Source organism: Duganella radicis (assembly GCF_009720825.1).
GTDB lineage: Bacteria > Pseudomonadota > Gammaproteobacteria > Burkholderiales > Burkholderiaceae_D > Rugamonas > Rugamonas radicis.
This window is the reverse complement of the sequence record NZ_WNKY01000030.1, coordinates 1-24,668: the sequence shown is the minus strand read 5'-3', so window position 1 is coordinate 24,668 and position 24,668 is coordinate 1. Positions and strand designations below refer to the sequence as shown.

Here is a 24,668-nt window from a genome sequence, read left to right as displayed (position 1 = left end):
GGTGGCCCGGGGCGGAATCGAACGTAAGCGTTCAACCGCCCCACCTGTTCAGCAGGATCAGGACTGCGTAGAGTTCGGAAATGGCAGCAGCGAGTCGACCTGGCTGTTGGGGCACGTCGGGAGACGTTCCAATACATCGGCCAGCCAGCGTGCCGAATCAAGTCCGTTGAGCTTGGCCGTCGCGAACAAGCTCTGGATGGCGGCTTCCCGGTGGCCTGCGCGTTCGGAGCCGGTAAACAGCCAGTTCTTTTTGCCGATGGCGATGGGACGGATGGCGTTTTCGATAGCATTGTTATCGATCGGCAGCGTGCCCGAGCCGGCATAGCGTTCGAGCGCCGGCCAGCGCTTGAGCGCGTGCTCGACGGCCTTGACCGTGCCGCTGCCGGTGGCCACGGTGCGTTCAGTCGCCAGCAACCAGGCGTGCAGTTCGGCCAGTACCGGTATGGCAAGGCGTTGACGCAGCGCCTGGCGCTGCGGTGGATCAAGTCCTGCACCTTGCTGCTCGATCGCGTACAACGCGCCGATGCGCCGCAGCGCCTCGGCGGCGACCGGACTGCCGCTAGCGGCGTGTGCGTCGAAGAATTTGCGCCGGATGCTACAACGGGGCGCAAAACCACCATGACGTATGCGGGAGGAGTGGCCCTGACGTACGGCTACGACGCCTACGGTCGCGTTTCCGGAATTACCAGCAATATCGCTGGAGCGGCCACGATCGCTGGTTCTTTCTTGCGACAACCAGCAACCAACTTGCTCTATGCTTGGAAATATGGGAACGGCTTATCGCGCTTGATTACGCTTGATGCTGACGGACGTGTCACGAAGCTCGATGGCGGTGCAGTCCACAAGCTCACCTATGGATACACGACCAACGCCGATACGGTTCAATCGATCACGGATGGCATCTATTCCACACAAAGCGAGACCTTGCTTTACGATGCGAATGAGAGGTTGTCCACTGTGACGCGCAGCGGCGACAATCAATCCATTACTTGGGACGCCGCTGGCAACCCGCTGACAATGAGCCGGGCTGGCGTGTCCAGTACGGTGACGGTGTCGCCATCAAGCAACCGCCTGGTTTCAGTCAGCGGAGGCATCTCTCGATCCTTCACTTACGATAACGTTGGTAAGGTGACGGCCGATGGGGTGCATAACATCACCTATGACAACTTCAACCGTACTCAGACGATGACCGTCTCCGGCGTGACGACGACCTATACCAGTAATTTGCTGAATCAACGTGTTTTGAAGGGGACTACGCGCTATATCTACGATGACGAAGGGCGATTGATTTACGAAACTGGAACCACGCCCACCAGCTATATCTGGCTGGAGTCAAACCTCATCGGGATTGCACGCGGCGGTACGTTCTATGCGCTGCATGCTGACCACCTTGGCCGTCCTGAGGTGCTGACCAATACGTCCGGTACGATTGTCTGGCGTGCAAATAACACGGCGTTTGATCGTACCGTAGCAGTCGATACGATTGGGGGGCTCAATATAGGCTTCCCTGGTCAATACTACGATGTGGAGTCTGGGCTCTGGTACAACTGGAATCGATACTATGACCCCGCGACTAAGCGTTATATGCAAAGCGACCCGATTGGGCTCTCAGGCGGCATAAACACATATGCATATGTGAGAGGCAACCCCCTCTCAATGATTGATTTGGCGGGATTGGCCCCCGGTGACGTGTATGCGACGTTGGATATGGCGGCAATCGCTTTCGCTGCGGAATACAATCCTCAATCAATCAGCGAGGGAAAAGAATATTTCTCATATTTGTACAAGGTCGACAACGGTTTTACGTATGAGAAGGGCACTCCACTAGGCTCTCATGGCGGCGCTATAGGGAGCCCGAGCTGGTTCAAAACAGACGTTGGGATGATACATACACATGGTAAATTTCTTTCAAGCTCCGATAATTACTTCTCCGAGGGTGACATGATTACAGGAAATGCATTGCAGTATCCCATCTACGTGGCCACGCCCAATCTGTCACTGCTGAAGTATTACCCGAACAAAAACAAGAAATTACGCGGTCGTGTTGAAATGATCTTGCTTCCTGGAGGAGGGAAACCATGTCCTTAATTTTGCGGCGCTCTTTTCGGCATGTGATTGGCGGAATGCTTCTCGCGCTCGGTATGTTGCTCGTGCCAGCCGCAGGGCGTGCGTCGTCTGAGCAGCCGCTAGTCTTGTCTAGCTTCTCGCTGGTAACGACGAGTCCTACTGACGCGCGACCTATCAAGGTGTGGGGAACGCAGTCAGCCTCTGGGGTCGAGGCGCTTAACATCGAGGCGTTTGATCGCAAGTTTCGTCTTAGTGCAGCACAGTTGAGTGAACTGCGCGGGCTGACTGTCAACAATGTTCAGCTTTCTTTCGATAGCGCGATGATCAAACGGCTGCCCGATCGTTTGTTGGTACAGCTAGCGCTGGGCCGCATTGCTGATGGGTTGATCAAAACCAAGGTTGTGTACGTGCATTCCAATGGCGAGTTGTCGATGCGCAGCCCTTTCGAGCAATAGTAGCATGTAGGCGGAGGTGATATGATAGCCGACACTTTGCGCGAATGCCCACGGCTACCGCCATGGGCTGCATCCATTACGAATGTTGGCTGCTTCTTTCCGAAAACGCGTGCGGAGCGCGCCAGAGTGCTGGGGGCTTGGCTTTGTCGCGCCAGCCCCATCGCCAGGTCATATTGACCTGGCGATGGCGTAACCGGTATTTGGTCGGTTGAGTAGGGGACGGATCGGGAATAGATCTGTAGCTTAGGAAATTTTTACACCCAAAGCAAAAACGCCGATCTGCACGGATCGGCGTTTTTGCTTTGGGTGTTCTTGGTGGCCCGGGGCGGAATCGAACCACCGACACAAGGATTTTCAATCCTCTGCTCTACCAACTGAGCTACCAGGCCAAGGAGCAGAATTATAGCATGCGGCTGGCAAAGCGCAAGGGGCAATTTCCATTTCCTACAAACGCTATAATGGCCGGATGAATAAGCCCACCTCTCCCGCCGCGCCGCGCGTGACCGAAAGTGATATTTGCATCGTTGGCAATGGCGCGATTGCCAAGACCGCGGCGCTGGGCTTGGCCCAGGCCGGCCTGAGTGTGACGCTGCTCGGTCCTCCGGCCCCGCCGCCGGCGCCGCCAGCGGCCGATCCGGGGTGGGACGCGCGCGTTTACGCGCTCAATCACACCGCCCACAAGCTGTTGTCCTCCCTGCGCGTGTGGGATGCGCTGGACCACGCCCGCGTGGCGCCGGTCGACGCCATGATCGTGCAGGGCGATGGTCCGCAAGCCGGCGGCCTGGCTTTCGACGCCTACGGCGCCCACGCCGACACGCTGACCTGGATACTTGAAGACCGCAATCTGAATCAGGCGCTGGACGCGGCGCTGCGCTTCGCCCAGAACGTGAAGATGGTCAGTGGCCGCGCCACCGGCTTGCTGCGCGCCGCCGACAGCGCCAGCGTACATCTCGACGACGGCGGCAGCATCAAGGCCGCGCTGGTGGTCGGCGCCGACGGCGCGCAGTCCTGGGTGCGCGGCCAGTGCGACATCGGCCTCGATTACCGCAGCTACAACCAGTGCGCCGTGGTCACCAATTTTGAATGCGAATTGCCACACCACGGCGCGGCCTATCAATGGTTCACCGGCGCCGAAGGCATCGTGGCCTTGCTGCCACTGCCCGGCAACAAGGTATCGCTGGTATGGTCCGCGCCCGAGCAACTGGCCGATACGCTGCGCGCCGAATCGGCGCAGCAGATCGCCGACCGCCTCGCCGTCTATGCCCGCGAGAAGCTGGGCGCCCTGACGCCGCTGCAACCGGAGCTGGTGCGCGACTTCCCACTGCGCCTGGTGCGCCCGCACGCGATGATTGCACCGCGCGTGGCCCTGATCGGCGACGCCGCCCACGTGGTCCATCCGCTGGCCGGCCATGGCATGAACCTGGGCTTCGCCGATGTGGCGCAGCTGGTGAAAACCCTGTCCGAACGCGAGCCGCACCGCGGCATCGGCGACGACCGCGTGCTGGCCCGCTACGAGCGCGCGCGCAAGGAAGATGTGCTGCTGATGCAGCTCACCACCGATGGTCTGGCGCGTCTGTTCGAGGCGGATATCGAGCCTCTGCGCGTGGTTCGTAATTTCGGATTAAACTTGTTGGATAAATTACCTGTGCTGAAGCGCCGCCTCATCTCTCACGCGATGGGCAAGTAATCAGTCGTTACCGGAGAAGTTATGAGAAAGAGTAAGATCGCGTTGCTGTCGTTGTCCGTGTTGATGGCATCCTGCGTCGGCGCGCAAAACCCGCCCAGCACTGAGGCCATCAAGAAGCTGATCGAGCCGCGCCTGGGCGTGAACGTGAAAGTGGATTCGGTCAAGGAGACGCCCTACGCAGGCCTGTATGAAGTGCGTATCGGCAGCGACATCCTGTACACCGACAAAACCGCCACCTATCTGATCAACGGCCACGTATTCAACCTGACCACCGGCGCCGACCTGACGCGCGAGCGCATCGACGAAATTTCGAAGATCAAGTTCTCCGACCTGCCGCTGGATAAAGCCATCAAGACCGTCAAGGGCGACGGCTCGCGCGTGATCGCCGTGTTCGAAGACCCTAACTGCGGCTACTGCAAGCGCCTGCGCCAGACCACGCTCAAGGAAACCGACAACGTCACCATCTACACCTTCCTGTACAACATCCTGTCGGATGATTCGTTCACCAAGTCGAAGAACATCTGGTGCTCGGCCGACCGCAGCAAGGCATGGGATGACTGGATGGTGAGCGGCAAAGCCGCACCGGTGGCCGCCGCATCGTGCGCCACGCCGAACGACGAGGTGCTGGAACTGGGCCGCAAGCTGGGCGTGTCCGGCACGCCGGCGATCTTCTTCGCCGACGGCTCGCGCATTCCGGGCGCCATCGACGCCAAGACGCTGGAGGCGAAACTGGGCAAGGTTAAGCAGTAATCACAACGCAGCGACAACAGGAGACTTGAATGATCACTTTGAACATCAACGGTAAAGATGTGCAGGTAGACGCCGATCCCTCGACGCCGATCCTGTGGGCCTTGCGTGACAACCTGAATATGACCGGCACCAAATTCGGCTGCGGCATGGCACTGTGCGGCGCCTGCACCGTGCACCTTGGCGGTCAGCCGATCCGCTCCTGCGTGACGCCGATTTCGGCCGCCGCCGGCCAGAAGATCACCACCATCGAGGCCATGGAAACCGACAAGGTGGGCAAAGCCGTGCAGGATGCGTGGGTCAAGATCGACGTGCCGCAATGCGGCTACTGCCAGAGTGGCCAGATCATGAGCGCCACCGCGCTGCTGCGCACGAATAAAAATCCGTCGGATGCCGACATCGATAACGCCATGAGCGGCAATATCTGCCGCTGCGGCACGTATCAGCGCATCCGTGCCGCCATCAAAGACGCTGCCAAAGCCATCGCCTGAGGATGGAGACCATTATGCGTATCGAATGGCTTAATCAAGGCACGATCGCCAGCGCTTCGGCATCGGGCATGTCGCGCCGCGTTTTCATGAAAGCCGGCGCCGTGGTCGGCGGCGGTTTTGTGCTGGGCTTCGTGGTGCAGGGCGGCGGACGTTTCGCCAACGCGCAGCAGCCGCCGGCCAAGGTGTATGAACCGAACGCATTCCTGCACATCGCACCGGATAACACGGTGACGGTGCAGGTCAACCGTCTGGAGTTCGGACAGGGCGTGCAAACCGCGCTGCCGATGCTGATCGCGGAAGAACTGGATGCGGATTGGTCGAAAGTGAACGGCGCGCTGGCGCCGGCCGGCGACCAGTACAAGGACCCGGCGTTCGGTATCCAGATCACCGGCGGCTCGGGCAGCGTGGCCCACTCGTACTTGCAGTACCGCGAAATCGGCGCCAAGGCGCGCGCGATGCTGATCGCGGCGGCGGCCGAGCAGTGGAAGGTGCCGGCGGACCAGATCAAGACCGTCAAGGGCACGCTGATCGGTCCTTCGGGCCAGACGGCCACTTACGGCGCGCTGGCAGAAGCGGCCATGAAGCAACCGGTGCCTGCCACCGTCAAGCTGAAAGACCCGAAAGACTTCACCATCATTGGCAAGCCGGTGAAGCGCCTCGACGCGCGCGCCAAGTCCAGCGGCAAGCAGCAGTTCGGCATGGACTTCAAGGCGCCGGACAGCAAAGTCGCGGTGGTGGCGCGTCCACCGGTATTCGGCGCCAAGGTCGCCAAATTCGACGCCAGCAAGGCCAAGGCCATCAAAGGCGTGATCGATGTGCTGGAAGTGAAGACTGATCGCGGCGGCAGCGGCGTGGTGGTGATCGCCGAGGGCTACTGGCCGGCCAAGACCGGCCGCGAAGCGCTGGCCATCGACTGGGATACCAGCGGCGTGGAGAAAGTCAGCAGCGACAAGCAGCTGGCCGAGTTCAAGACGCTGTCGCAAAAGCCGGGCAATCCGGTGCGCAAGGCCGATACTTCCAAGCTGGCTGGCGCGGCGAAGAAAATCTCCGCTGTGTATGAATTCCCGTATCTGGCGCACGCGCCGATGGAGCCGCTGAACTGCGTGGTCGATCTGCGCAAGGATGGCTGCACGGTGTGGGCTGGCTCGCAGTTCCAGACCATGGACCAGGGTGCGATTGCCGCCACCGCCGGCTTGAAGCCGGAGCAGGTGACGTTGAATACCATGATGGCGGGCGGTGGCTTTGGCCGCCGCGCGGTGCCGACTTCCGACTATCTCGTTGAAGCGGTCAACATCGCCAAGGTATGGCAGGCCGCGGGACACAAGGAACCGGTTAAAGTCATCTGGAGCCGCGAGGACGACGTCAAGGGCGGCTACTACCGTCCATCCCACGTGCACCGCGCCGATATCGGCGTCGATGCCAAGGGCGAGATCGTGGCGTGGAATCATGTCATCGTCGGCCAGTCCATCCTGACCGGCACGCCATTCGAGCCGATGATGATCAAGGATGGCGTCGACGCGACCATGGTCGAAGGCATGGGGGAGCCGTACGAAGTGCCGCTCAATCTGAGTGCACACTCGGTCAAGGCCAATGTGCCGGTGCTGTGGTGGCGTTCGGTCGGTTCGACCCACACCGCCTTTGTGATGGAGACCCTGATCGACGAAGCCGCGCACGCGGCCAAAATGGATCCGGTGGCCTATCGCAAAAAGCTGATGGGTGAGAAGGGCAAGCGCCACATCGCCGCGCTGGAGCTGGCGGTCGCCAAGTCGGGCTACGGCAAGAAGGCTTTACCTAAAGGCCAGGCTTACGGCGTGGCGGTGCATGAATCGTTCAACACCGTGATCGCCTACGTGGTGGTGGCTTCGGTGAAGAACGGTCAGCCGAAACTGCACTCGGTCACAGCCGGTGTCCACTGCAACACGGCGGTCAATCCATTGACCATTGAAGCGCAGATCCAGGGCGCGGCGCTGATGGGCCTCGGCATGACCTTGCCGGGCGCCGCCATCACGTTGAAAGACGGCGTGGTCGAACAGCAGAACTTCAGCGACTACACCGTGGCGCGCATGACCGACATGCCGAAGATCGCCGTGCACATCGTGCCTTCCAACGATCCGCCGACCGGCATGGGCGAGCCAGGCCTGCCGCCGCTGGCGCCCGCATTCGCCAACGCGCTGTTCAAGTTGACCGGCAAGCGCCTGCGCAAGCTGCCGTTCGACCTGGCCAGCGCCTGACCGGATGGCTTTAGTCGGCATCCTGCTTGCAGCCGGACGTGGTCGACGTTTCGACCCGTCCGGCGTGGAAAACAAACTGCTGCAAACGCTGGCCGACGGCGAAATCGTCGTCGCCGCCAGCGCGAAGAATATGCTGGCCGTGCTGCCGCGCGTGCTGGCCGTGGTGCGCGAGGGCGACGACAAGCTCGCCGCGCTGCTGGGCCGCCTCGGTTGCGAGGTGCGCGTCTGCGCCACCGCCGATCTGGGCATGGCCGAATCCCTTACCACCGCAATCGATTACACCAAGGGCGCCGAAGGCTGGCTGATAGGACTGGGCGACATGCCGCACGTCCGGCCGGATACCATGCGCGCGTTGGTCGCTACAATAGAACGCGGGGCGCGCATCGCGGCGCCCGTGTTTGAGGGACGGCGCGGCAATCCGGTCGCCTTCAGTGCATATCACCTGCCGTTGCTGCTGGCGCTGGAAGGCGATCAGGGCGCGCGCGCAATTTTAAAAAGCCACTCGGTAAGCGAAGTGGTCGTCGACGATGAAGGCGTGGTGCGCGACATCGACACAAAACAGGATTTATGATGAAAAAAAATCAACCGGCTATCGCCTATACCATCGTCGGCCATGATCTGGCGGCGCACTTGTTCCATGTTTCGGTGACGGTGGCCGCGCCGGCCGAAGGCGGACAGATTTTCGCGCTGCCGGCGTGGATCCCCGGCAGCTACATGATCCGTGAGTTTTCTCGCAATATTGTGCGCATCCGGGCCGAATCGAAAGGCCAGCCGGTCGAGCTGACCAAGCTGGATAAGCACTCGTGGCAGGCCGCCCCGCTGGCCGACCGCGCGGCGCCGCTGACGCTGCACTATGAAGTCTACGCCTGGGATTTGTCGGTGCGCGCAGCGCATCTGGACCAGAACCATGGCTTCTTCAACGGCACCAGCGTGTTCCTGCGCGTGCTGGGACAGGAAGAACAGGCGCACGTGGTGGACATCCAGCGTCCGGCCGACGAGGCGGCGGCGGCGTGGCGCGTCGCCACCTCGCTGCCGGAACTGAAAGCGAAACGTTATGGTTTTGGCACTTACATCGCCTCCAACTATGATGAACTGATCGATCATCCGGTGGAGCAGGGCGACTTTGCGCTGGCCACCTTCAAGGCGCATGGCGTCCCGCACGACATCGTCATCACCGGCCGGGTGCCGAATCTGGACCTGGCGCGCCTGAGCGTCGACCTGAAAAAAATCTGCGAGACCCAGATCGCCTTCTTCGAGCCCAAGACCAAAAAAGCGCCAATGGACCGCTATGTGTTCATGACGATGGCGGTGGGGGACGGTTACGGCGGGCTGGAACACCGCGCCTCGACCGCGCTGATCTGCAACCGCAACGACCTGCCGACCGCCTCGGCCAAGGGCAAGGAAATCAGCGACGGTTACCTGCAATACCTCGGCCTGTGCAGCCACGAATACTTCCATACCTGGAATGTGAAGCGCATTAAGCCGGCCGCGTTTGCCCCTTATAACCTGCAAGTCGAGAATTACTCGCCGCTATTGTGGCTGTTCGAAGGTTTCACCAGTTATTACGACGATTTGATGTTGGTGCGCGCCGGCCTGATCACTGAGCCGGCTTATTTCAAATTGCTGGGCAAGACCGTAGGCAGCGTATTGCGCGGCAGCGGACGTACCAAGCAAAGCGTGGCCGATTCCAGTTTTGACGCTTGGGGTAAATATTATCGCCAGGATGAAAATGCACCGAATGCGATTATCAGCTATTACACCAAGGGGTCTTTAATTGGCTTGGCGCTGGATTTAAGCATACGTGCTAAAACCGGTGGAAAAAAATCGCTGGACGATGTCATGCGCGCGTTATGGCAGCGTTATGGCCGCGATTTCTATAACGGCGGTGGCCGTGGCGTTACGCCGGCCGAAGCGGAAGCCTTATTCGATGAAATTAGTGGCGGCCGATTCAAGCCCTTCTTCGATAAATACATTCGCGGCACCGAAGACTTGCCGCTGGCTAAATTGCTGGCGCCATTTGGCGTTAAATATAATGACGAGCGTAAATCATCAAAGCCGAGTTTCGATGCGAATCTCGGCCGCGATGGAAATGACTGCAAACTGTCTGCCGTCCATGAAAATGGCGCTGCTCACCGCGCCGGATTATCGGCCGGCGATATTCTGATTGCAGTCGATGGCTTGCGCGTAACTGCCACCAATCTGGATAATCTGCTGTCGCGCTATGTTGTTGGCGATGCGGTGGAAGTCCATGCCTTCCGCCGCGACGAATTAATGGTCTTCGATTTAACTCTGCAAGGCGAGCGCGTTCCCGGCATTACCCTGAGTCTGGAAGCGTCGGCCAGGAAATCGACTGGCCCGCTTCGACCAAGTGCAAGCCGGTAAATTTTTCTCAAAACAGCCGCGCCCCTATGGCGCGGCTTTTTTTTACGTTACACTCATGCTAATTTTTAGCACGTAAAAGCTCAAAACTGGCATACATAGTGATTTTGCTCGACCCCTCCACCGTCATCGTGATGGCGACCCTGATGGCCGGCGCCATGAGTGTCGTGCTGTATTCCGCGCACCTGAGTTTCCCCAAGGAGATTCAAGGCATGCGCGAATGGTCATTCGGCTTGTTGTTGCTAGTGGCCGGGGCCATGTTTTATAACCTGGGTGACAGCACGTATATCCCCAAAATGTGTGCGAATTCGGTGCTGATCTGGGCACTGGGGTTTATGCTGATCGGTACAGAAAAGTTTTACGAGCTGCGCCCATCGTGGATGCTATTTCACGGCATTTGGCTGGTGAGCATGCTGACGATCGGCTATTGGCTGATCTTCGTGCCGAATTTCAGTTATCGGGTAGCGGCGTTCTCTTATCTGGCGTCGATATTCTACTTGCGCCTGATTTATCTAATCTGGAAGCACGGCGAGCCGCATTTTTCAACCCGATTTTTCCGGGCATTAATGATAGTGCAGGCTTTGGTGGTATTAACACGCGGCGTGTTAGCTTCAATAAATGGTGAGGCCCATATTAATTTGCTGGCGATTGGCCCATTTCAGAGTATTTACCTGGCCACCGGTCATTTCATGATTCTGCTGATGACGGTGGGATTCATGACGGTGTGCACGCGCCGTCTGCAAACCATATTGGAAAGACGTTCCACGCTCGATCCATTAACCGAGGTATTAAATCGCCGTGGGTTCGCCGATATCTATGCCAAAGAGCATGCCTTGATGCGTCGCGAAGGCACATTCATGACCATGCTGAATATCGATATCGATTACTTTAAAAAAATCAACGACTGCCACGGCCATGCCGTTGGCGACCGCGTATTAATCGATGTGGCGCAGGTAATCGCCAAGGCCTTGCGCGCGTCCGATCATCTGGCGCGTTTTGGCGGCGAGGAATTTGTGGTGCTGCTGCCGGCCACCGGCCTGGACCGGGCGCTGCATATCACCGAGCGCATCCAGACGGCGCTGCGTGCGCCGCGTCCGGACGTGCCGTCGTACACGGTCAGCGTCGGCGTGGCCTGCCAGACCAGCGCGGAGGAAAGCCTGGATGGCATCCTGGTCCGCGCCGACAAGGCGTTATATTGCGCTAAGGAAAGAGGGCGCGACCGCTATGAGATCGCGCCGGATGCGGCTTTTACTGGAACAGGCGTGCCAGCTCGGCACCAGGATCGGGCGCGCGCATAAACGCTTCGCCGACCAGGAAGGCATGCACGTTGGCGTCGCGCATGGTTTTGACATCGGCCGGAGTCAGGATGCCGGATTCGGTGATCACCAGCTTATCGACTGGCATGCGGTCCAGCAGGCCGAGGGTGTTTTGCAGCGATACCTCGAAAGTGCGCAGATTGCGGTTGTTGACGCCCACCAGACGGGTTTTCAGCTTCAGCGCGGCAGTCAGCTCGTCGCCATCGTGGGTTTCCACCAGCACGTCCATCCCCAGTTCGTGGGCCACGGCTTCCATTTCCGCCATCAGGCCGTGATCCAGCGCCGACACGATCAGCAGAATGGCATCGGCGCCCATCGCCCGCGCTTCGTAGATCTGGTAGATGTCGATCATGAAGTCCTTGCGCAGCACCGGCAGCGAGCAGGCGCCGCGCGCCTGCTGCAAGTACGCCACCGAACCCTGGAAGAACTGCTCGTCGGTCAGCACCGACAGGCACGCGGAGCCATTGGCTTCGTAGGTGGCGGCGATTTCTGCCGGGCGGAAGTCGGCGCGGATCACGCCTTTCGATGGCGACGCCTTCTTGATTTCGGTGATCACGCCCGGCTTGCCGGCGTTGATTTTGGCGCGCAGGCTGGCTTCAAAGCCGCGCAGGCCGGCGCGCAGTTCGGTGTTGGATTCCACCTCGTCGCGCAGGCTGGCGAAGCTGCGGTGTTTTTTGGCGGCGGCGACTTCGTCGGCTTTCACCGCGAGGATTTTATTCAGAATGTCAGACATGATTAACGTTGCTCCGAGAGTGCAAGGCGCACGCCGAGGGCCAGGAACAGGCCGCCCATGGTGCGGTTCAGCCACAGCGACACCAGCGGCTTGATGTTCAGGCGCGTGCTGGCGAAGGCGGTGAAGAGGGCAAGGCCGTGGCAATACAGCATGCCGTTAAAATTAAAGATCGCGCCCAGGATGATGAAGGCCAGCGGCTTGTTGCTGGAGTCCGCCGCGATAAACTGCGGCACAAACGCCAGGAAGAACAGCGCCACTTTGGGATTCAGCACATTGGTCAGAAAGCCCTGGAAGAAGATTTTGCGCCAGGCCAGCGGCTGGGCGGCGCGTGCGACGACATCGGCGTCCGCATCAGCGGCGCTGCCGTCGCGCAGTTTGGCGCGCAGCATGCCGACGCCCATGTAGACGATGTAGGCCGCGCCTATCCATTTCACCACCGTGAAAGCGGCGGCGGAGGTGGACAGCACGGCCGACAGGCCCAGCGCCGCCGCGAAGATGTGCACCATGGTGCCGGCGCCGATGCCCAGCGCGGCGGCCGAACCGGCGCGCCAGCCCTGGGTGGCGCTGCGCGTCATGATCAGCAGCGAATCGGGACCGGGCATGATGTTCAGCAGCAGGCCCGAGATGATAAACAGCGTCAGGTCATGGATGCCGAACATGGTCAGCTCCCCTTGCCGAGCGACTGGGTGACTTCGACGAATTGCTCGATCTTGCGCAGCGCGGCGCCGGAATGAATCGCTTCGCGTGCGCGCTTCAAGCCATCTTCAATCGAACTGGCCACACCGGCTGCGTACAGCGCCGTGCCGGCATTCAGCGAGACGATATCGTAGGCCGCACCCGGCTCGCCGCGCAGCGCTTCCATCATGCGCTGTTTGGACTCGGCCGCATCGGCCACGCGCAGATTGCGGCTGGCGATCATCGACATGCCGAAATCTTCCGGATGGATTTCATACTCGCGGATCTCGCCGTCGATCAGCTCACCGACCATGGTGGAGGCGCCCAGCGACACCTCGTCCATATTGTCCTTGCCGTAGACGACGATGGCATGCTGCGCGCCCAGGCGTTGCAGCACGCGCACCTGAATACCAACCAGATCGGCGTGGAATACGCCCATCAGAATATTCGGTGCGCCGGCCGGATTGGTCAGCGGACCCAGAATATTGAAGATGGAACGCACGCCTAGTTCCTTGCGCACCGGCGCCACGTGCTTCATGGCGGCATGGTGGTTGGGCGCGAACATGAAGCCGATGCCGGTCTGCGCGATCGATTGCGCGATCTGCTCCGGCTTCAGATTGATATTCGCGCCCAGCGATTCAATCACGTCCGCACTGCCGGACGACGACGACACGCTGCGGCCGCCGTGCTTGGCGACGCGCGCGCCCGCCGCCGCCGCCACGAACATGGCCGTGGTGGAGATATTGAATGTGTGCGCGCCGTCGCCGCCGGTGCCGACGATGTCGAGCAGGCCGGTGGTGTCGGCCATCGGCACCTTGGTGGAGAACTCGCGCATCACGGTGGCGGCGGCGGCGATTTCGCCGATGGTTTCTTTTTTCACGCGCAGGCCCATGGTCAGGGCGGCCACCATGGTCGGCGACATTTCGCCCGACATGATCTGGCGGAACAGGTGCAGCATCTCGTCGTGGAAAATCTCGCGGTGTTCGATGCAGCGCAGCAGTGCTTCTTGATGGGTGATAGGCATGGCTTTTCCTTCTTTAATCAGCGTACGAGGAAGTTCTTCAACAGTTGGTGGCCGTGTTCCGACAGGATCGACTCGGGGTGGAACTGCACGCCCTCGATGTCGTATTCCTTGTGGCGCACGCCCATGATTTCACCGTCGTCGGTCCATGCCGTCACTTCGAGGCAGGACGGCAGCGAGCTACGCTCGATGGCCAACGAGTGATACCGGATCACTGTGAAGGGAGAGGGGATGTCCTTGAAGACGCCCACGCCCGTATGCGCGATTAAAGAAGTTTTGCCATGCATGACCTGCTTGGCGCGGATGATTTTGCCGCCGAACGCCTCGCCGATGGCCTGGTGGCCAAGGCACACGCCCAGAATCGGCTTCTTGCCGGCGAAGTGCCTGAGCACTTCGATGGAGATACCGGCTTGCGACGGGTCTTTCGGTCCCGGCGAAATGCAGATGTGGTCCGGATTCAGCGCCTCGATCTCCGCGATGGTGATTTCATCATTGCGGTAGACGCGCACGTCTTCACCCAGCTCGCCGAAGTACTGCACGATGTTGTAGGTGAAGGAGTCGTAGTTGTCGATCATCAGCAGCATATTAGAACTCCCCATCCAGACCATCTTGCACTTGCTCGGCGGCGCGCAGCACGGCGCGCGCCTTATGTTCAGTTTCCTGCCATTCCATCTCGGCGATGGAGTCGGCGACGATGCCGGCGGCGGCCTGCACGTACAGGTTGCCGTCCTTGATCACGCCGGTGCGGATCGCGATCGCCACGTCCATCTCGCCGCCGAACGACAGATAGCCGCAGGCGCCGCCATAGATGCCGCGCTTGGAGATTTCCAGCTCGTCGATGATTTCCATCGCGCGCACTTTCGGCGCGCCGGTCAGCGTGCCGGCCGGGAAGGTGGCGCGCAGCACGTCCAGATTCGACAGGCCGTCTTTCAGCTTGCCCTCGACGTTGGAGACGATGTGCTGCACGTGCGAATATTTTTCGATGATCAGGCGGTCGGTCACTTTGATGCTGCCGATTTCCGAGATGCGGCCCAGGTCATTGCGCGCCAGGTCGATCAGCATCACGTGTTCGGCGATTTCCTTCTGGTCGGCCAGCAGTTCCTTGGCCAGTTCGGCGTCGCGTTCCGGCGTCGCACCGCGCGGGCGGGTGCCGGCGATAGGGCGCAGCGTGACTTTTTTCTGGCCGTCCGGCGCGGTCTCGTTGCGCACCAAAATCTCCGGCGAGGCGCCGACGATCTGCATGTCGCCGAAATTGTAGAAGTACATATATGGCGACGGGTTCAGCGAACGCAGCGCACGGTACAGGCTCAGTGGCGAATCGACATACGGCTTGCGGATGCGCTGGCCGATCTGCACCTGCATCAAGTCGCCGGCCAGCACGTATTCGTGGGCGCGGGCCACCGCTTTCAGATAGTCTTCCTTGGCGAATTCGCGCACGGCTTCGGTGCGTACCGAGGCGCTGGCCACCGGTACTTCCACGCCACGGCGCAGCATCACGCGCAGCTCTTTCAGGCGCTGCTTGGCCTTGGTGTAGGACTCCGGCTGGGTGGTGTCGGCGTAGACGATCAGATACAGCTTGCCGCTCAGGTTATCGATGACCGCCAGTTCCTCGGTCACCATCAGCTGGATGTCGGGCAGGCCCAGATCATCCTTCGGCTGCGTGTTCGCCAGCGTTTTCTCGATGTGGCGCACGGTGTCGTAGCCGAAGTAACCGGCCAGGCCGCCGCAGAAGCGCGGCATGCCGGGGCGGATCGCCACTTTAAAGCGTTTTTGATATGCCTCGATGAAATCCAGCGGATTGCCTTCGTGGGTCTCGATCACCGCGCCGTTTTTCACGATCTCGGTGCGGCTGCCGAAGGTGCGCAGCAGGGTGGTCGCCGGCAGGCCAATGAAGGAGAAGCGGCCGAAACGCTCGCCGCCCACCACCGACTCCAGCAGGAAGGTGTTCTTGCCGGCGTTCTGGGTCTGCGCCAGTTTCAGGTACAGCGTGAGGGGCGTTTCGAGATCGGCGAAGGCTTCCGCGATCAGGGGGATACGGTTGTAGCCATCCGTGGCCAACGATTTGAATTCGAGTTCGGTCATGTGTTCTCTCCATGCGCTGGCTGAGGTGTGCCAGCGTAGTGGTGCATCAAAAAACCTGTCGCGCGCAAGCGGGCGGACGACAGCAATCAGTTCGGCTTAGTTTTGCCAGGATTGCCAGCGTCGCCACAGCCAGGCCTCAATCGAGCCTGGTTGGTTGACGATGTGTTTTTTGGTGAGAGACGACATTTTGGTCAGTTGTTCAGCTATTGGTGTGATGTGAACGAATCAGGCTAGCCGCTTCTAGCAGCGTGGCTACTATACCATCGGAATCCGTGTCGTGTATAGACTCTCCGTGGTTATATCCATATGGGACTGTCAAAACCGGGCAACCCGCAGCCCGCGCGGCTTGCGCGTCATTCGAGGAATCGCCGATGGCCACCACCTGGGACGGCGGCAGGTCGAAGTCGGCGCACACGGTTCGCAGGGGCAGCGGGTCCGGTTTCTTGCGCGGCAGCGAGTCGCCGCCATAGACCACCTCGAAGAACTGGTCCAGGCCTTTCAGCTTCAATAAGGGCGTGGTGAAGCTGATTGGCTTGTTGGTCACGCAGGCCAGTCGCAGGCCGTGGGCCTTCATGGCGGCCAGCCCCTCGGTCACTTGCGGGAACAAGGTGCTGTAGTTGCCGTTGATGGCGAGGTAGTGGCGCTGGTAGGCGTCCATCGCTTGCGCAAAAGCGGCCTCGATGCGGTCCGCGTCCCAATTCAGCGCCAGGACGGAGCGGATCAGGTTTTCCGAGCCTTTGCCGACCATCAGGGCGATCTGCTCCTGCGTGATCGGGCCCAAGCCCAGCTCTTCGCGCATGCCGTTGATCGCGACGTGGAAGTCGGGAATCGTGTCCAGCATGGTGCCGTCAAGGTCGATGATCGCGGCGCGCACGCCTGCCAGTACGCTCATCGGCTTATACCTTGGCCAGGTTGGCACGCATGGCGTCGATCACGGCCTTGTAGTCCGGCTGGCCGAAGATGGCCGAACCGGCAACAAAGGTGTCCGCACCGGCTGCCGCGGCGGCGGCGATGTTCTCGATCTTGATGCCGCCGTCCACTTCCAGCAGGATGTCGCGGCCGGATTCGTCGATCAGGCGGCGCGCTTCGGCGATTTTCTTCAGTGCCTGCGGAATGAAGGATTGGCCGCCGAAGCCCGGGTTGACCGACATGATCAGGATCATGTCGACCTTGTCCATCACGTGCTCCAGGTAGCTCAGCGGGGTGGCCGGGTTGAACACCAGGCCGGCCTTGCAGCCGTGGTCGCGGATCAGTTGCAGCGAGCGGTCGATGTGCTCGGACGCTTCCGGGTGGAAGGTGATGATGTTGGCGCCGGCCTTGGCGAAGTCCGGAATGATGCGGTCGACCGGCTTGACCATCAGGTGCACATCGATCGGCACATCCACATGCGGACGGATGGCCTGGCACACCAGCGGGCCGATGGTCAGGTTGGGAACATAATGGTTGTCCATCACGTCAAAGTGGATGATGTCGGCGCCGGCGGATACGACGTTGCGCACCTCTTCGCCCAGGCGGGCGAAATCGGCGGACAGGATGCTGGGAGCGATGCGGTAGGTGGTCATGGCTTGGGCTTGCAATAAAAAAGATGCGCTATTTTACGCTGCTCCGGACGCCAGCGCCCGTTTTCAGGCGCGTCCTCCTTGCACGCGGGACGGATTTGCGGTGCAATGGGTACCTGGCGATATACAATCGCCAAGTTTGCTATTTAGAGGAATGTTGATGTCCAATTATGAATTTACCGTGTCGGTCAGAACCCAGTACCTGCCGGAGCAGTCGGACCCGGAACGCACGAATTTTGTGTTTACGTACTCGATCACGATCAAGAATACCGGCACGGTGGCGGCGCAGCTGATCTCGCGCCATTGGATCATCACCGACGCCAACAACCACATCGAGGAAGTGCGCGGACTGGGCGTGGTCGGCCACCAGCCGCTGCTGCAACCGGGCGAACAATTCGAATACACCAGCGGCGCCGCCCTGCAAACACCGCAGGGCTCGATGGTGGGCGAGTACTTCTGCGTGGCCGAGGACGGCCACCAGTTCGAGGCCAAGATCCCGGAATTCGTGCTGTCGCTGCCGCGCACCCTGCATTGAGCCGCTTACTTCTTGCCCTTCATGGTCCACCAGACGATGAACACCAGCAGGAAGAACGCCACGCCCGCTTCAACCATCAATAGCCACATAGTTATCCTTTTATGTCTCTCACGTCCCGTAGTCTACTCGTTCCGCTGAGCGCCGTCGCGCTGGTCCTGGCCGCCTGTACCTCCACGCCGCTGCCGCCGGAGAAGCCGGCCCAGCCGCCGGTGCAGCCGCAACCGCAGCCGCCGGTCCAGCCGGCGCCGCCAACGCCACCCACTCAGCCGACGCCACCGGCCAAGCTGCAAATGGTCCCGGCCACCTTCGCCGCGCTGCCGGGCTGGGACAAGGACGACCTGCGCGCCGCCTGGCCGGCCTTTACCTCGTCGTGCACGGTGCTGGTGAAGCAGTCGCTGTGGAAAGAGTCCTGCACCATCGCCCGCTCGGTCAACGGCAACGACGAGCGTGCCATCCGCACCTTCTTTGAAACTTTCCTTGAGCCGAATCAGGTCATCGCCCCGGACGGCGCCACCGACGGCCTGATCACCGGCTACTACGAGCCGCTGCTGCACGGCGCCCGCAAGAAGGGCGGCCCGTACCAGACGCCGCTGTACAAGGTGCCGGACGATATGGTCACCATCGACCTGGCCAGCGTCTACCCCGAACTGAAAGGCATGCGCCTGCGCGGCAAGGTGGTGGGCAAGAAGGTGGTGCCGTACGCCACCCGCGCCGATATCGAATCGGCCAGTTTCAGCGGCAAGGAACTGCTGTGGGTGGACGACCCGGTCGAGTCCTTCTTCCTGCAAGTGCAGGGCTCGGGCCGCGTACAGCTGAGCGACACCGGCGAAACCGTGCGCGTGGCGTACGCCGACCAGAATGGCCATCCCTACAAGTCGATCGGCAAATACCTGGTGGAGAAGGGCGAGCTGACGCTGGAGCAGGCTTCGGCGCAGGGCATCAAGGCGTGGATCGCCGGCCACCCGACCCGCATGCAGGAGCTGTTCAATGTGAACCCGAGCTATGTCTTCTTCAAGGAAGAAAAGCTGCCGGACCCGAAAGTGGGGCCGAAAGGCTCGCTGGGCGTGCCGCTGACGCCGCAGCGTTCGGTCGCCATCGACGCCACCCAGCTGCCGCAGGGGGCGCCGGTGTTCCTGTCCACCACCCAGCCGAACAGCGACATCCCGCTGCAACGGCTGGTGATGGCGCAGGATACGGGCGGCGCCATCCGCGGCGCCATCCGGGTCGACTACTTCTTCGGCTTCGGCACCGAGGCGGCCGAGAACGCCGGCCGCATGAAGCAGCGCGGCAGCATCTGGGTGCTGCTGCCCAAACAGGTGAACTGACGCACACGGGGCGGTGACGGGCGCACGGTTCGTCACTTGTCATATGCATGTCATCCCGGGTCGCTACATTGGGCGCTTTCGATCTTACCGAGAGCGACCATGAAGAAACAGCACGATAGCGTACCGTCGGCCCCACAAAGGCGGACGATGTTGAAAATGGGCCTGGCCTCCGCCTCCGGCCTGTCGATGGGCGGGCTGCTGACCGCCTGCGGCGGCGATAGCGGCAGCAGCAGCGTCACCAGCGGCGAGACGGTCGCGCCCAGCACGCAGATTTCCAGCTTCGCGCTGGCGGTTTTGCCGGACACCCAGTTCTACTCCCGCTATGCGACTTCGTCGGAAAGCAATCAGTACGAGCGCCATTACGGCAACGAGCCGTACGCGGCGCAGACCAACTGGGTGGCGCGCAACGCGCAGGCGCTCAACATCCCATTCCTGATCCATCTGGGCGACGTGGTCGACCAGGTCGGCAAGCCGGAGCAGTGGAAAGTGGCGGACAGCGCCATGCAGGTGCTGGAGGTGGCCAAGGTGCCGTACTCCATCCTGGCCGGCAACCACGATGTGCTGAACGATATCGATTACGACAGCGATCCCACCAAAGGCACCGACACCCAGCGCGTGCTGGCCAACGAGCCGTATCTGCAATGGTTCAGCGCCAGGCGCGCGCAACGCCAGGCCACCTTTGGCGCGCGCGACAGCACCGGCTTCCACGAGTACCATATTTTCAAGGCGCAGGATCAGCAATTCCTGGTGTTGTCGCTGTCATGGCGCATTTCCGACGCCGGCATCGCCTGGGCCCGCAAGGTGCTGGCCGACCATCCGACCCTGCCGGCCATCCTGGTCAATCACCAGCTGCTGAATATCGCGCCGGACGCGGTCAGCCCGCTGGAAACCGGCTACGGCAAGATGTTGTGGGAAAAGCTGATACGCGATAACGACCAGATCTTCATGACGCTCAACGGCCACCATCATGGCGGCGCGCGCCTGACCAAGACCAATGACTTCGGCAACGCGGTGGAGGAGATGGTGGTCGATTATCAGATGGCCTACCAGGGCGGCAACGGCCTGATGCGCCTGTATGAGTTCGATCTGACCAATAACCAGATCAAGGTGCTGTCGTTCTCGCCGTGGGTGCCGATGAAACCGGCCGAGACGCTGAACGCCTTCGACCGCGCGGTGCTGACCGAGCCGAATCACAGCTTCACCATCAACATGAATTTCGCCAGGCGCTTCGCCCGTTTCAATCCGGGCTTCAGCGCCGGCAAGGCGACGGTGGCGTCGTCGCTGGTCGACCAGGCCAAGGCGCTGGTGCTCAAGGGTTACACCGAGCCGGCTGTGGTGACGCCGGTCGCGCCCAAGGATGCCGAGGACTATCCGAAGGTCGCCTCCACGGTGGCGCACTGGCGCTTCTACGGCGGCGCGGATGGCGCGCCGGTGGTGCCGGGCACGCGCATCGCGGACGTTACCGGCGCCAATCCGCTCACGCGCGATCAGCTCAACCGTGGCGGCGTGGTCGGCGCCGATGCCGGCGACATCGTCTGGAGCAGCGACCACCACCGGCTGTCCTCGGCGCCGGGATCGGTCAGCTTCCTGAATACCGACAAGAACGCCCCACGCCTCAGCTATTTCCTGACCGACGCGGCGGCCGCCATCAACGCCCAGACCTTTGCCAGCAGCGGCTACACGATCGAAGCCTTCATCAAGATCAACCCGGCGTGGGACAAGGCCAAACACGCCTGGATGAACATCATGACCCGCGACGGCAAGCGCGGCGACCTGCCCGGTTTCATCGGCGGCGACCCGGAATCGCCGCCGCTGCTGTTCGCGATTTCCAGCCTGCGCGAAGTGCAATGGGAAGTGGTGCCGGACATCGGCGGCCAGCGCGACGCCATGGCCAGCTGGTCGGGCGAGATCATCGCCGGCAACTGGGTGCACATCGCCATCGTCAACGATCCGGCGACGCACGACACCGTGATGTATGTGGAGGGCGCGCCGGTGCTGCGCAACAGCAGCAATGTGGCCGGGCTGGCGACCTTGTCGGCCTCGTCGCCGTGGGTGGTGGGCGGCGGCTCGTGGGATGGTCAGCGGGCTGACGGCTTCTTCGGCAATATCGGCGAAATCCGCGTGGCCAGCGGTGCGCTGCCGGCCAGCCAGTGGCTGACCGCGCGCCGCGGCTAGCGCAGCACCAGCACGGGCAGCGTGGTGTGGGAGAGCACGCGCTGCGTCTCGCTGCCCAGGAACAGCTTGTTCAAGCCTTTGCGCCCGTGCGAGGCCATCATGATCAGGTCGCAGCCGTACTTTTTGGCGGCTTCCACAATCTCCTCGCAGGGATTGGGCGACATCGCTATCACCCCTTCAAACGGAATGCCGGCCGCGCTGGCGGCCGCCGCCACCTTGTCGATATGGTGGCGGGCGGCGTTCTGGATTTGCGTTTCGTACTGGCCGGTGTCGATCATGGCGCCGCTATCGCCCAGCGAGGGCAGCAGCATGGGCTGGATCACCGTGACGGCGACGATGCGCGATTGATGCAACTTGGCGAAATCGACCGCGATGGCGGTGGCCTTGTCCGACAGGTCGGAACCGTCGGTGGGCAGCAGGATGGATTTGAACATGACTGGCTCCCATGAGTGGACATGGAACCAGCCTACTGGCTAGTCAGCTTTTCTGGCGCACGGATGGCGACAGGGCCAGCAGCAGGATCAGCACCACGCTGCCGGCCGCCACGCAGGCCAGGCCGGTGCGCACGCCGAAATGCTCGCCGATATAGCCGGCCGTCAGCGCCCCCACCGGGGCGATCGCCACCGTCAGGAAGCGCATGGTGGAGACCATGCGTCCCAGGTACTCGTCCGGCGTGACTTTCTGGCGCATGGTGGTGTAGGGCAGCAGGAACAGCATCACGCCGCAGTCGAGGAACAGCGACATGGCGGCGCAGGCGATCGCGCTGGCCAGCGGGTAGCCGAACAGATTGGCCGGAATCAGCGGATTGACGATGTAGGCGAAAGCACACAGGCCGGCGCCGGTCAGCATGGCGCCGGTGGCGCCAAAGCGCGCGGTCAGCGGCTTGAGCAGCAGGGAACTCATCAGTACCCCGAGCGCGCCGACCATCTGCGCCACCCCCAGCATGCCGGGGCTCATGCCCAGTTCGCGGGTGGCGAAAATCACCTGAAGCGCGGCGAAGCCGTAGAACAGCATATGCCACAGGCCCGAGGCCCAGGCCAGCGTGCGCAGCAGCGGTTGGCTCCAGATGAAGCGGAAACCGTCCAGCACGTCGCGCAGCGGATGCTTGTTGGAGGGCGGCGGCTTGGGATCGTTGGCTTTCACATTGCGCAGCAGGGCGATCGACACCACGAAGCCGAGCGCGTTCAGGATCACCGCGTAGGGCGCGGTCAGCCACTGGATCAGCACGCCGGCGATGCCAGGCGCCAGCAGGCGCGAGGCGGAATCGGTGGCGGTGAACTTGGACTGGGCGTCGGTCAGCTTGTCGCGGCCGATCATATTGGTCAGGAACACCTGCTCGGCGCCGCCGCCCACCACGCCGCAGGCGCCGGTGATAAACGACACCACGTACATCCATTGCACCGACAGCAGGCCCAGCCACCACGCCACCGGAATACTGGCCAGCGATAGCGCCTGGATGGCTTTGCTGGCCAGCAGGATGGGCAGCTTGCGGTTACGGTCGAGGAAAACGCCGGCCGGCAGGGCCAGCAGCGCGAACGGCATGGCGGCCGCCGCGCCCATCATGCCCATCTGCGCGGGCGAGGCTTTCAGCATCAGCACCGCGCACAGCGGCAGCGCCAGCGCGCTGACGTAACTGCCAAAGCCATTGATGATCGCACTGGCCCAGTAGCGGCGGAAGTCGCCGTTGCGCAGCAGTTCGTCGTTACGGAAGTTAAAAATGGGAAGCTCTTTAGTACTAATTGCCGAATTTCAATCATACCAGTGCCGATGATAGGCGCTACAATCGATTGGTAAATTTTCCACCTGGAGGAACACATGCAGTACGAAGACCTGATCGTAGAAGTGCACGACAAAGTAGCCCTGATCCGTCTGAACCGCCCCAAAGCCCTGAATGCGCTGAACGACCACATGATGAACGAGCTGGGCGATGCCTTATATAAGTTCGATGCCGACCCGGCCATCGGCTGCATCGTGCTGACCGGCAGCGAGAAAGCCTTCGCCGCCGGCGCCGACATCGCGGCCATGGTGGACTACACCTATCCGGATACCTACCGCGACAACTACATCGGCCGCAACTGGGAGCACATCCTGCGCGTGCGCAAGCCGGTGATCGGCGCCGTGGCCGGCTTCGCGCTGGGCGGCGGCTGCGAGCTGGCCATGATGTGCGACTTTCTGGTGGCGGCGGACAGCGCCAAGTTCGGCCAGCCGGAAATCAAGGTCGGCGTGGTGCCGGGCGCGGGCGGCACGCAGCGCCTGCCGCGCGCGATCGGCAAGGCCAAGGCGATGGACATGCTGCTGACCGCGCGCACCATCGATGCGGCCGAGGCGGAGCGCATCGGCCTGGTGTCGCGCGTGGTGCCGGCGGATAAGCTGATCGAAGAAGTGCTGGCCATCGGCAAACAGATCGCTTCCATGTCGACCTCGGTGGCCATGCAGATCAAGGATTCCGTGAACCGCGCCTTTGAAACCACGCTGTCCGAAGGTGTGACCTATGAGCGCCGTCTGTTCCAGGCCGCGTTCGGCACACCGGCGCAAAAAGAAGGCATGCAGGCTTTCCTGGAAAAGCGCTTGCCAAACTTCGAAGGTCTTTGATATAGTTCGGTCCCTCGCGAAACGGCGCATGCAAATGTGAAGTAGAAACGAGGGGTTGACGAGATAAACGAAACACTGCATAATCTCGCTTCTCTGCTGCGAACAAAACGCTTCGCAGCGCAAGACAAGATCTTTAAAAAATTACAGTTGATAAGTGTGGGCGTTTGATGCTGCAACAAAAAGCATTAAATGCTCAACAAGAAATACTGTCAGTATTTTGAGTGAGCGAACCTGGTCAGAAATGACCACAAACAGAGATTAAACTAAAGAGTTTGATCCTGGCTCAGATTGAACGCTGGCGGCATGCCTTACACATGCAAGTCGAACGGCAGCACGGACTTCGGTCTGGTGGCGAGTGGCGAACGGGTGAGTAATATATCGGAACGTACCCAAGAGTGGGGGATAACGTAGCGAAAGTTACGCTAATACCGCATACGATCTATGGATGAAAGCAGGGGACCGCAAGGCCTTGTGCTCCTGGAGCGGCCGATATCTGATTAGCTAGTTGGTGGGGTAAAGGCCCACCAAGGCATCGATCAGTAGCTGGTCTGAGAGGACGACCAGCCACACTGGAACTGAGACACGGTCCAGACTCCTA

The 24,668-nt window shown here is 61.2% G+C and carries 23 protein-coding genes, 1 tRNA gene and 1 rRNA gene; 14 read left to right on the top strand and 11 right to left on the bottom strand.

Annotated elements, in window-relative coordinates:
- Positions 1-57: 57 nt before the first annotated feature.
- The gene (locus tag GM676_RS21790; protein ID WP_229262817.1) at positions 58-534 is read right to left on the bottom strand and encodes an IS66 family transposase; all 477 of its coding nucleotides are present in this window, start codon (positions 532-534) and stop codon (positions 58-60) included.
- On the opposite strand from GM676_RS21790, the gene GM676_RS21785 reads away from it, so the two are divergent.
- Together GM676_RS21785 and GM676_RS21780 are read left to right on the top strand one after the other, a co-directional pair.
- Entirely contained in the window at positions 496-2,088 is a 1,593-nt protein-coding gene (locus tag GM676_RS21785; RefSeq protein ID WP_229262814.1) for an RHS repeat-associated core domain-containing protein, read from the top strand. The two genes, GM676_RS21790 and GM676_RS21785, sit on opposite strands and share 39 nt — an antisense overlap.
- Positions 2,079-2,522, top strand: coding sequence for a hypothetical protein (locus GM676_RS21780; RefSeq protein WP_155466034.1), 444 nt, complete (start codon positions 2,079-2,081; stop codon positions 2,520-2,522). Before GM676_RS21785 ends, GM676_RS21780 begins: the two co-directional genes overlap by 10 nt.
- Before the next feature lie 313 nt (positions 2,523-2,835).
- On the opposite strand, the gene GM676_RS21775 is transcribed toward GM676_RS21780, so the two are convergent.
- Positions 2,836-2,911: transfer RNA gene (locus GM676_RS21775), tRNA-Phe, on the bottom strand.
- 77 nt (positions 2,912-2,988) lie between these two features.
- Between GM676_RS21775 and GM676_RS21770 the strand changes: the two genes are divergently transcribed.
- From GM676_RS21770 to GM676_RS21740, 7 genes are all read left to right on the top strand, one after another.
- Positions 2,989-4,209, top strand: coding sequence for an FAD-dependent monooxygenase (locus GM676_RS21770; RefSeq protein ID WP_155466033.1), 1,221 nt, complete (start codon positions 2,989-2,991; stop codon positions 4,207-4,209).
- Between the two features lie 21 nt (positions 4,210-4,230).
- Positions 4,231-4,959, top strand: a complete 729-nt coding sequence (locus tag GM676_RS21765; protein ID WP_155466032.1) for a DsbC family protein — start codon at positions 4,231-4,233, stop codon at positions 4,957-4,959.
- 29 nt (positions 4,960-4,988) lie between these two features.
- Positions 4,989-5,447: a (2Fe-2S)-binding protein gene (locus GM676_RS21760; RefSeq protein WP_154383347.1), complete on the top strand. Its 459-nt coding sequence runs from the start codon at positions 4,989-4,991 to the stop codon at positions 5,445-5,447.
- 14 nt (positions 5,448-5,461) lie between these two features.
- Positions 5,462-7,678 carry a xanthine dehydrogenase family protein molybdopterin-binding subunit gene (locus GM676_RS21755; RefSeq protein ID WP_155466031.1) on the top strand — a complete coding sequence of 739 codons (2,217 nt, stop codon included), beginning with the start codon at positions 5,462-5,464 and terminating at the stop codon, positions 7,676-7,678.
- A 4-nt stretch (positions 7,679-7,682) separates the two neighbouring features.
- Entirely contained in the window at positions 7,683-8,249 is a 567-nt protein-coding gene (locus GM676_RS21750; RefSeq protein WP_155466030.1) for a nucleotidyltransferase family protein, read from the top strand.
- Positions 8,249-10,060: a M61 family metallopeptidase gene (locus GM676_RS21745; protein WP_371866334.1), complete on the top strand. Its 1,812-nt coding sequence runs from the start codon at positions 8,249-8,251 to the stop codon at positions 10,058-10,060. The genes GM676_RS21750 and GM676_RS21745 overlap by 1 nt, the downstream gene beginning before the upstream one ends.
- A gap of 98 nt (positions 10,061-10,158) precedes the next feature.
- On the top strand, positions 10,159-11,355 hold the full coding sequence (locus tag GM676_RS21740) for a GGDEF domain-containing protein (protein ID WP_371866333.1): 1,197 nt from the start codon (positions 10,159-10,161) through the stop codon (positions 11,353-11,355).
- Here the strand turns inward: GM676_RS21740 and trpC are convergent.
- The 7 genes from trpC to rpe form a co-directional block, all read right to left on the bottom strand.
- On the bottom strand, positions 11,306-12,106 hold the full coding sequence (gene trpC / locus GM676_RS21735) for an indole-3-glycerol phosphate synthase TrpC (protein WP_155466028.1): 801 nt from the start codon (positions 12,104-12,106) through the stop codon (positions 11,306-11,308). The genes GM676_RS21740 and trpC overlap by 50 nt on opposite strands.
- A 2-nt stretch (positions 12,107-12,108) precedes the next feature.
- Entirely contained in the window at positions 12,109-12,765 is a 657-nt protein-coding gene (locus GM676_RS21730) for a LysE family translocator (protein ID WP_155466027.1), read from the bottom strand.
- A gap of 2 nt (positions 12,766-12,767) precedes the next feature.
- Positions 12,768-13,805, bottom strand: a complete 1,038-nt coding sequence (trpD, locus tag GM676_RS21725; protein ID WP_155466026.1) for an anthranilate phosphoribosyltransferase — start codon at positions 13,803-13,805, stop codon at positions 12,768-12,770.
- A 17-nt stretch (positions 13,806-13,822) separates the two neighbouring features.
- The gene (locus GM676_RS21720) at positions 13,823-14,386 is read right to left on the bottom strand and encodes an anthranilate synthase component II (protein WP_155466025.1); all 564 of its coding nucleotides are present in this window, start codon (positions 14,384-14,386) and stop codon (positions 13,823-13,825) included.
- A gap of 1 nt (position 14,387) precedes the next feature.
- Positions 14,388-15,884, bottom strand: coding sequence for an anthranilate synthase component I (gene trpE, locus GM676_RS21715; protein ID WP_155466024.1), 1,497 nt, complete (start codon positions 15,882-15,884; stop codon positions 14,388-14,390).
- 199 nt (positions 15,885-16,083) lie between these two features.
- A complete protein-coding gene (locus GM676_RS21710) occupies positions 16,084-16,776 on the bottom strand; it encodes a phosphoglycolate phosphatase (RefSeq protein WP_155466023.1) in 693 nt (230 codons plus the stop codon).
- Positions 16,777-16,780: 4 nt separating this feature from the next.
- Positions 16,781-17,446, bottom strand: coding sequence for a ribulose-phosphate 3-epimerase (gene rpe, locus GM676_RS21705; protein ID WP_155466022.1), 666 nt, complete (start codon positions 17,444-17,446; stop codon positions 16,781-16,783).
- Between the two features lie 157 nt (positions 17,447-17,603).
- Between rpe and apaG the strand changes: the two genes are divergently transcribed.
- The 3 genes from apaG (at position 17,604) to GM676_RS21690 (ending at position 21,478) form a co-directional block, all read left to right on the top strand.
- Positions 17,604-17,978: a Co2+/Mg2+ efflux facilitator ApaG/CorD gene (gene apaG / locus GM676_RS21700; RefSeq protein WP_155466021.1), complete on the top strand. Its 375-nt coding sequence runs from the start codon at positions 17,604-17,606 to the stop codon at positions 17,976-17,978.
- A gap of 101 nt (positions 17,979-18,079) precedes the next feature.
- Complete coding sequence (mltA, locus tag GM676_RS21695; protein ID WP_155466020.1) at positions 18,080-19,303, top strand: murein transglycosylase A; 1,224 nt, start codon at positions 18,080-18,082, stop codon at positions 19,301-19,303.
- Positions 19,304-19,450: 147 nt separating this feature from the next.
- Entirely contained in the window at positions 19,451-21,478 is a 2,028-nt protein-coding gene (locus GM676_RS21690; protein ID WP_155466019.1) for a LamG-like jellyroll fold domain-containing protein, read from the top strand.
- On the opposite strand, the gene GM676_RS21685 is transcribed toward GM676_RS21690, so the two are convergent.
- Positions 21,475-21,912, bottom strand: coding sequence for a universal stress protein (locus GM676_RS21685; protein WP_155466018.1), 438 nt, complete (start codon positions 21,910-21,912; stop codon positions 21,475-21,477). The two genes, GM676_RS21690 and GM676_RS21685, sit on opposite strands and share 4 nt — an antisense overlap.
- Before the next feature lie 43 nt (positions 21,913-21,955).
- Entirely contained in the window at positions 21,956-23,170 is a 1,215-nt protein-coding gene (locus GM676_RS21680) for an MFS transporter (protein ID WP_229262816.1), read from the bottom strand.
- A 123-nt stretch (positions 23,171-23,293) separates the two neighbouring features.
- Here GM676_RS21680 and GM676_RS21675 point away from each other — a divergent pair, with 123 nt between their 5' ends.
- Positions 23,294-24,070, top strand: a complete 777-nt coding sequence (locus GM676_RS21675) for an enoyl-CoA hydratase (protein ID WP_155466016.1) — start codon at positions 23,294-23,296, stop codon at positions 24,068-24,070.
- Positions 24,071-24,330: 260 nt separating this feature from the next.
- Positions 24,331-24,668, top strand: a 16S ribosomal RNA gene (locus tag GM676_RS21670); the annotation flags it as partial.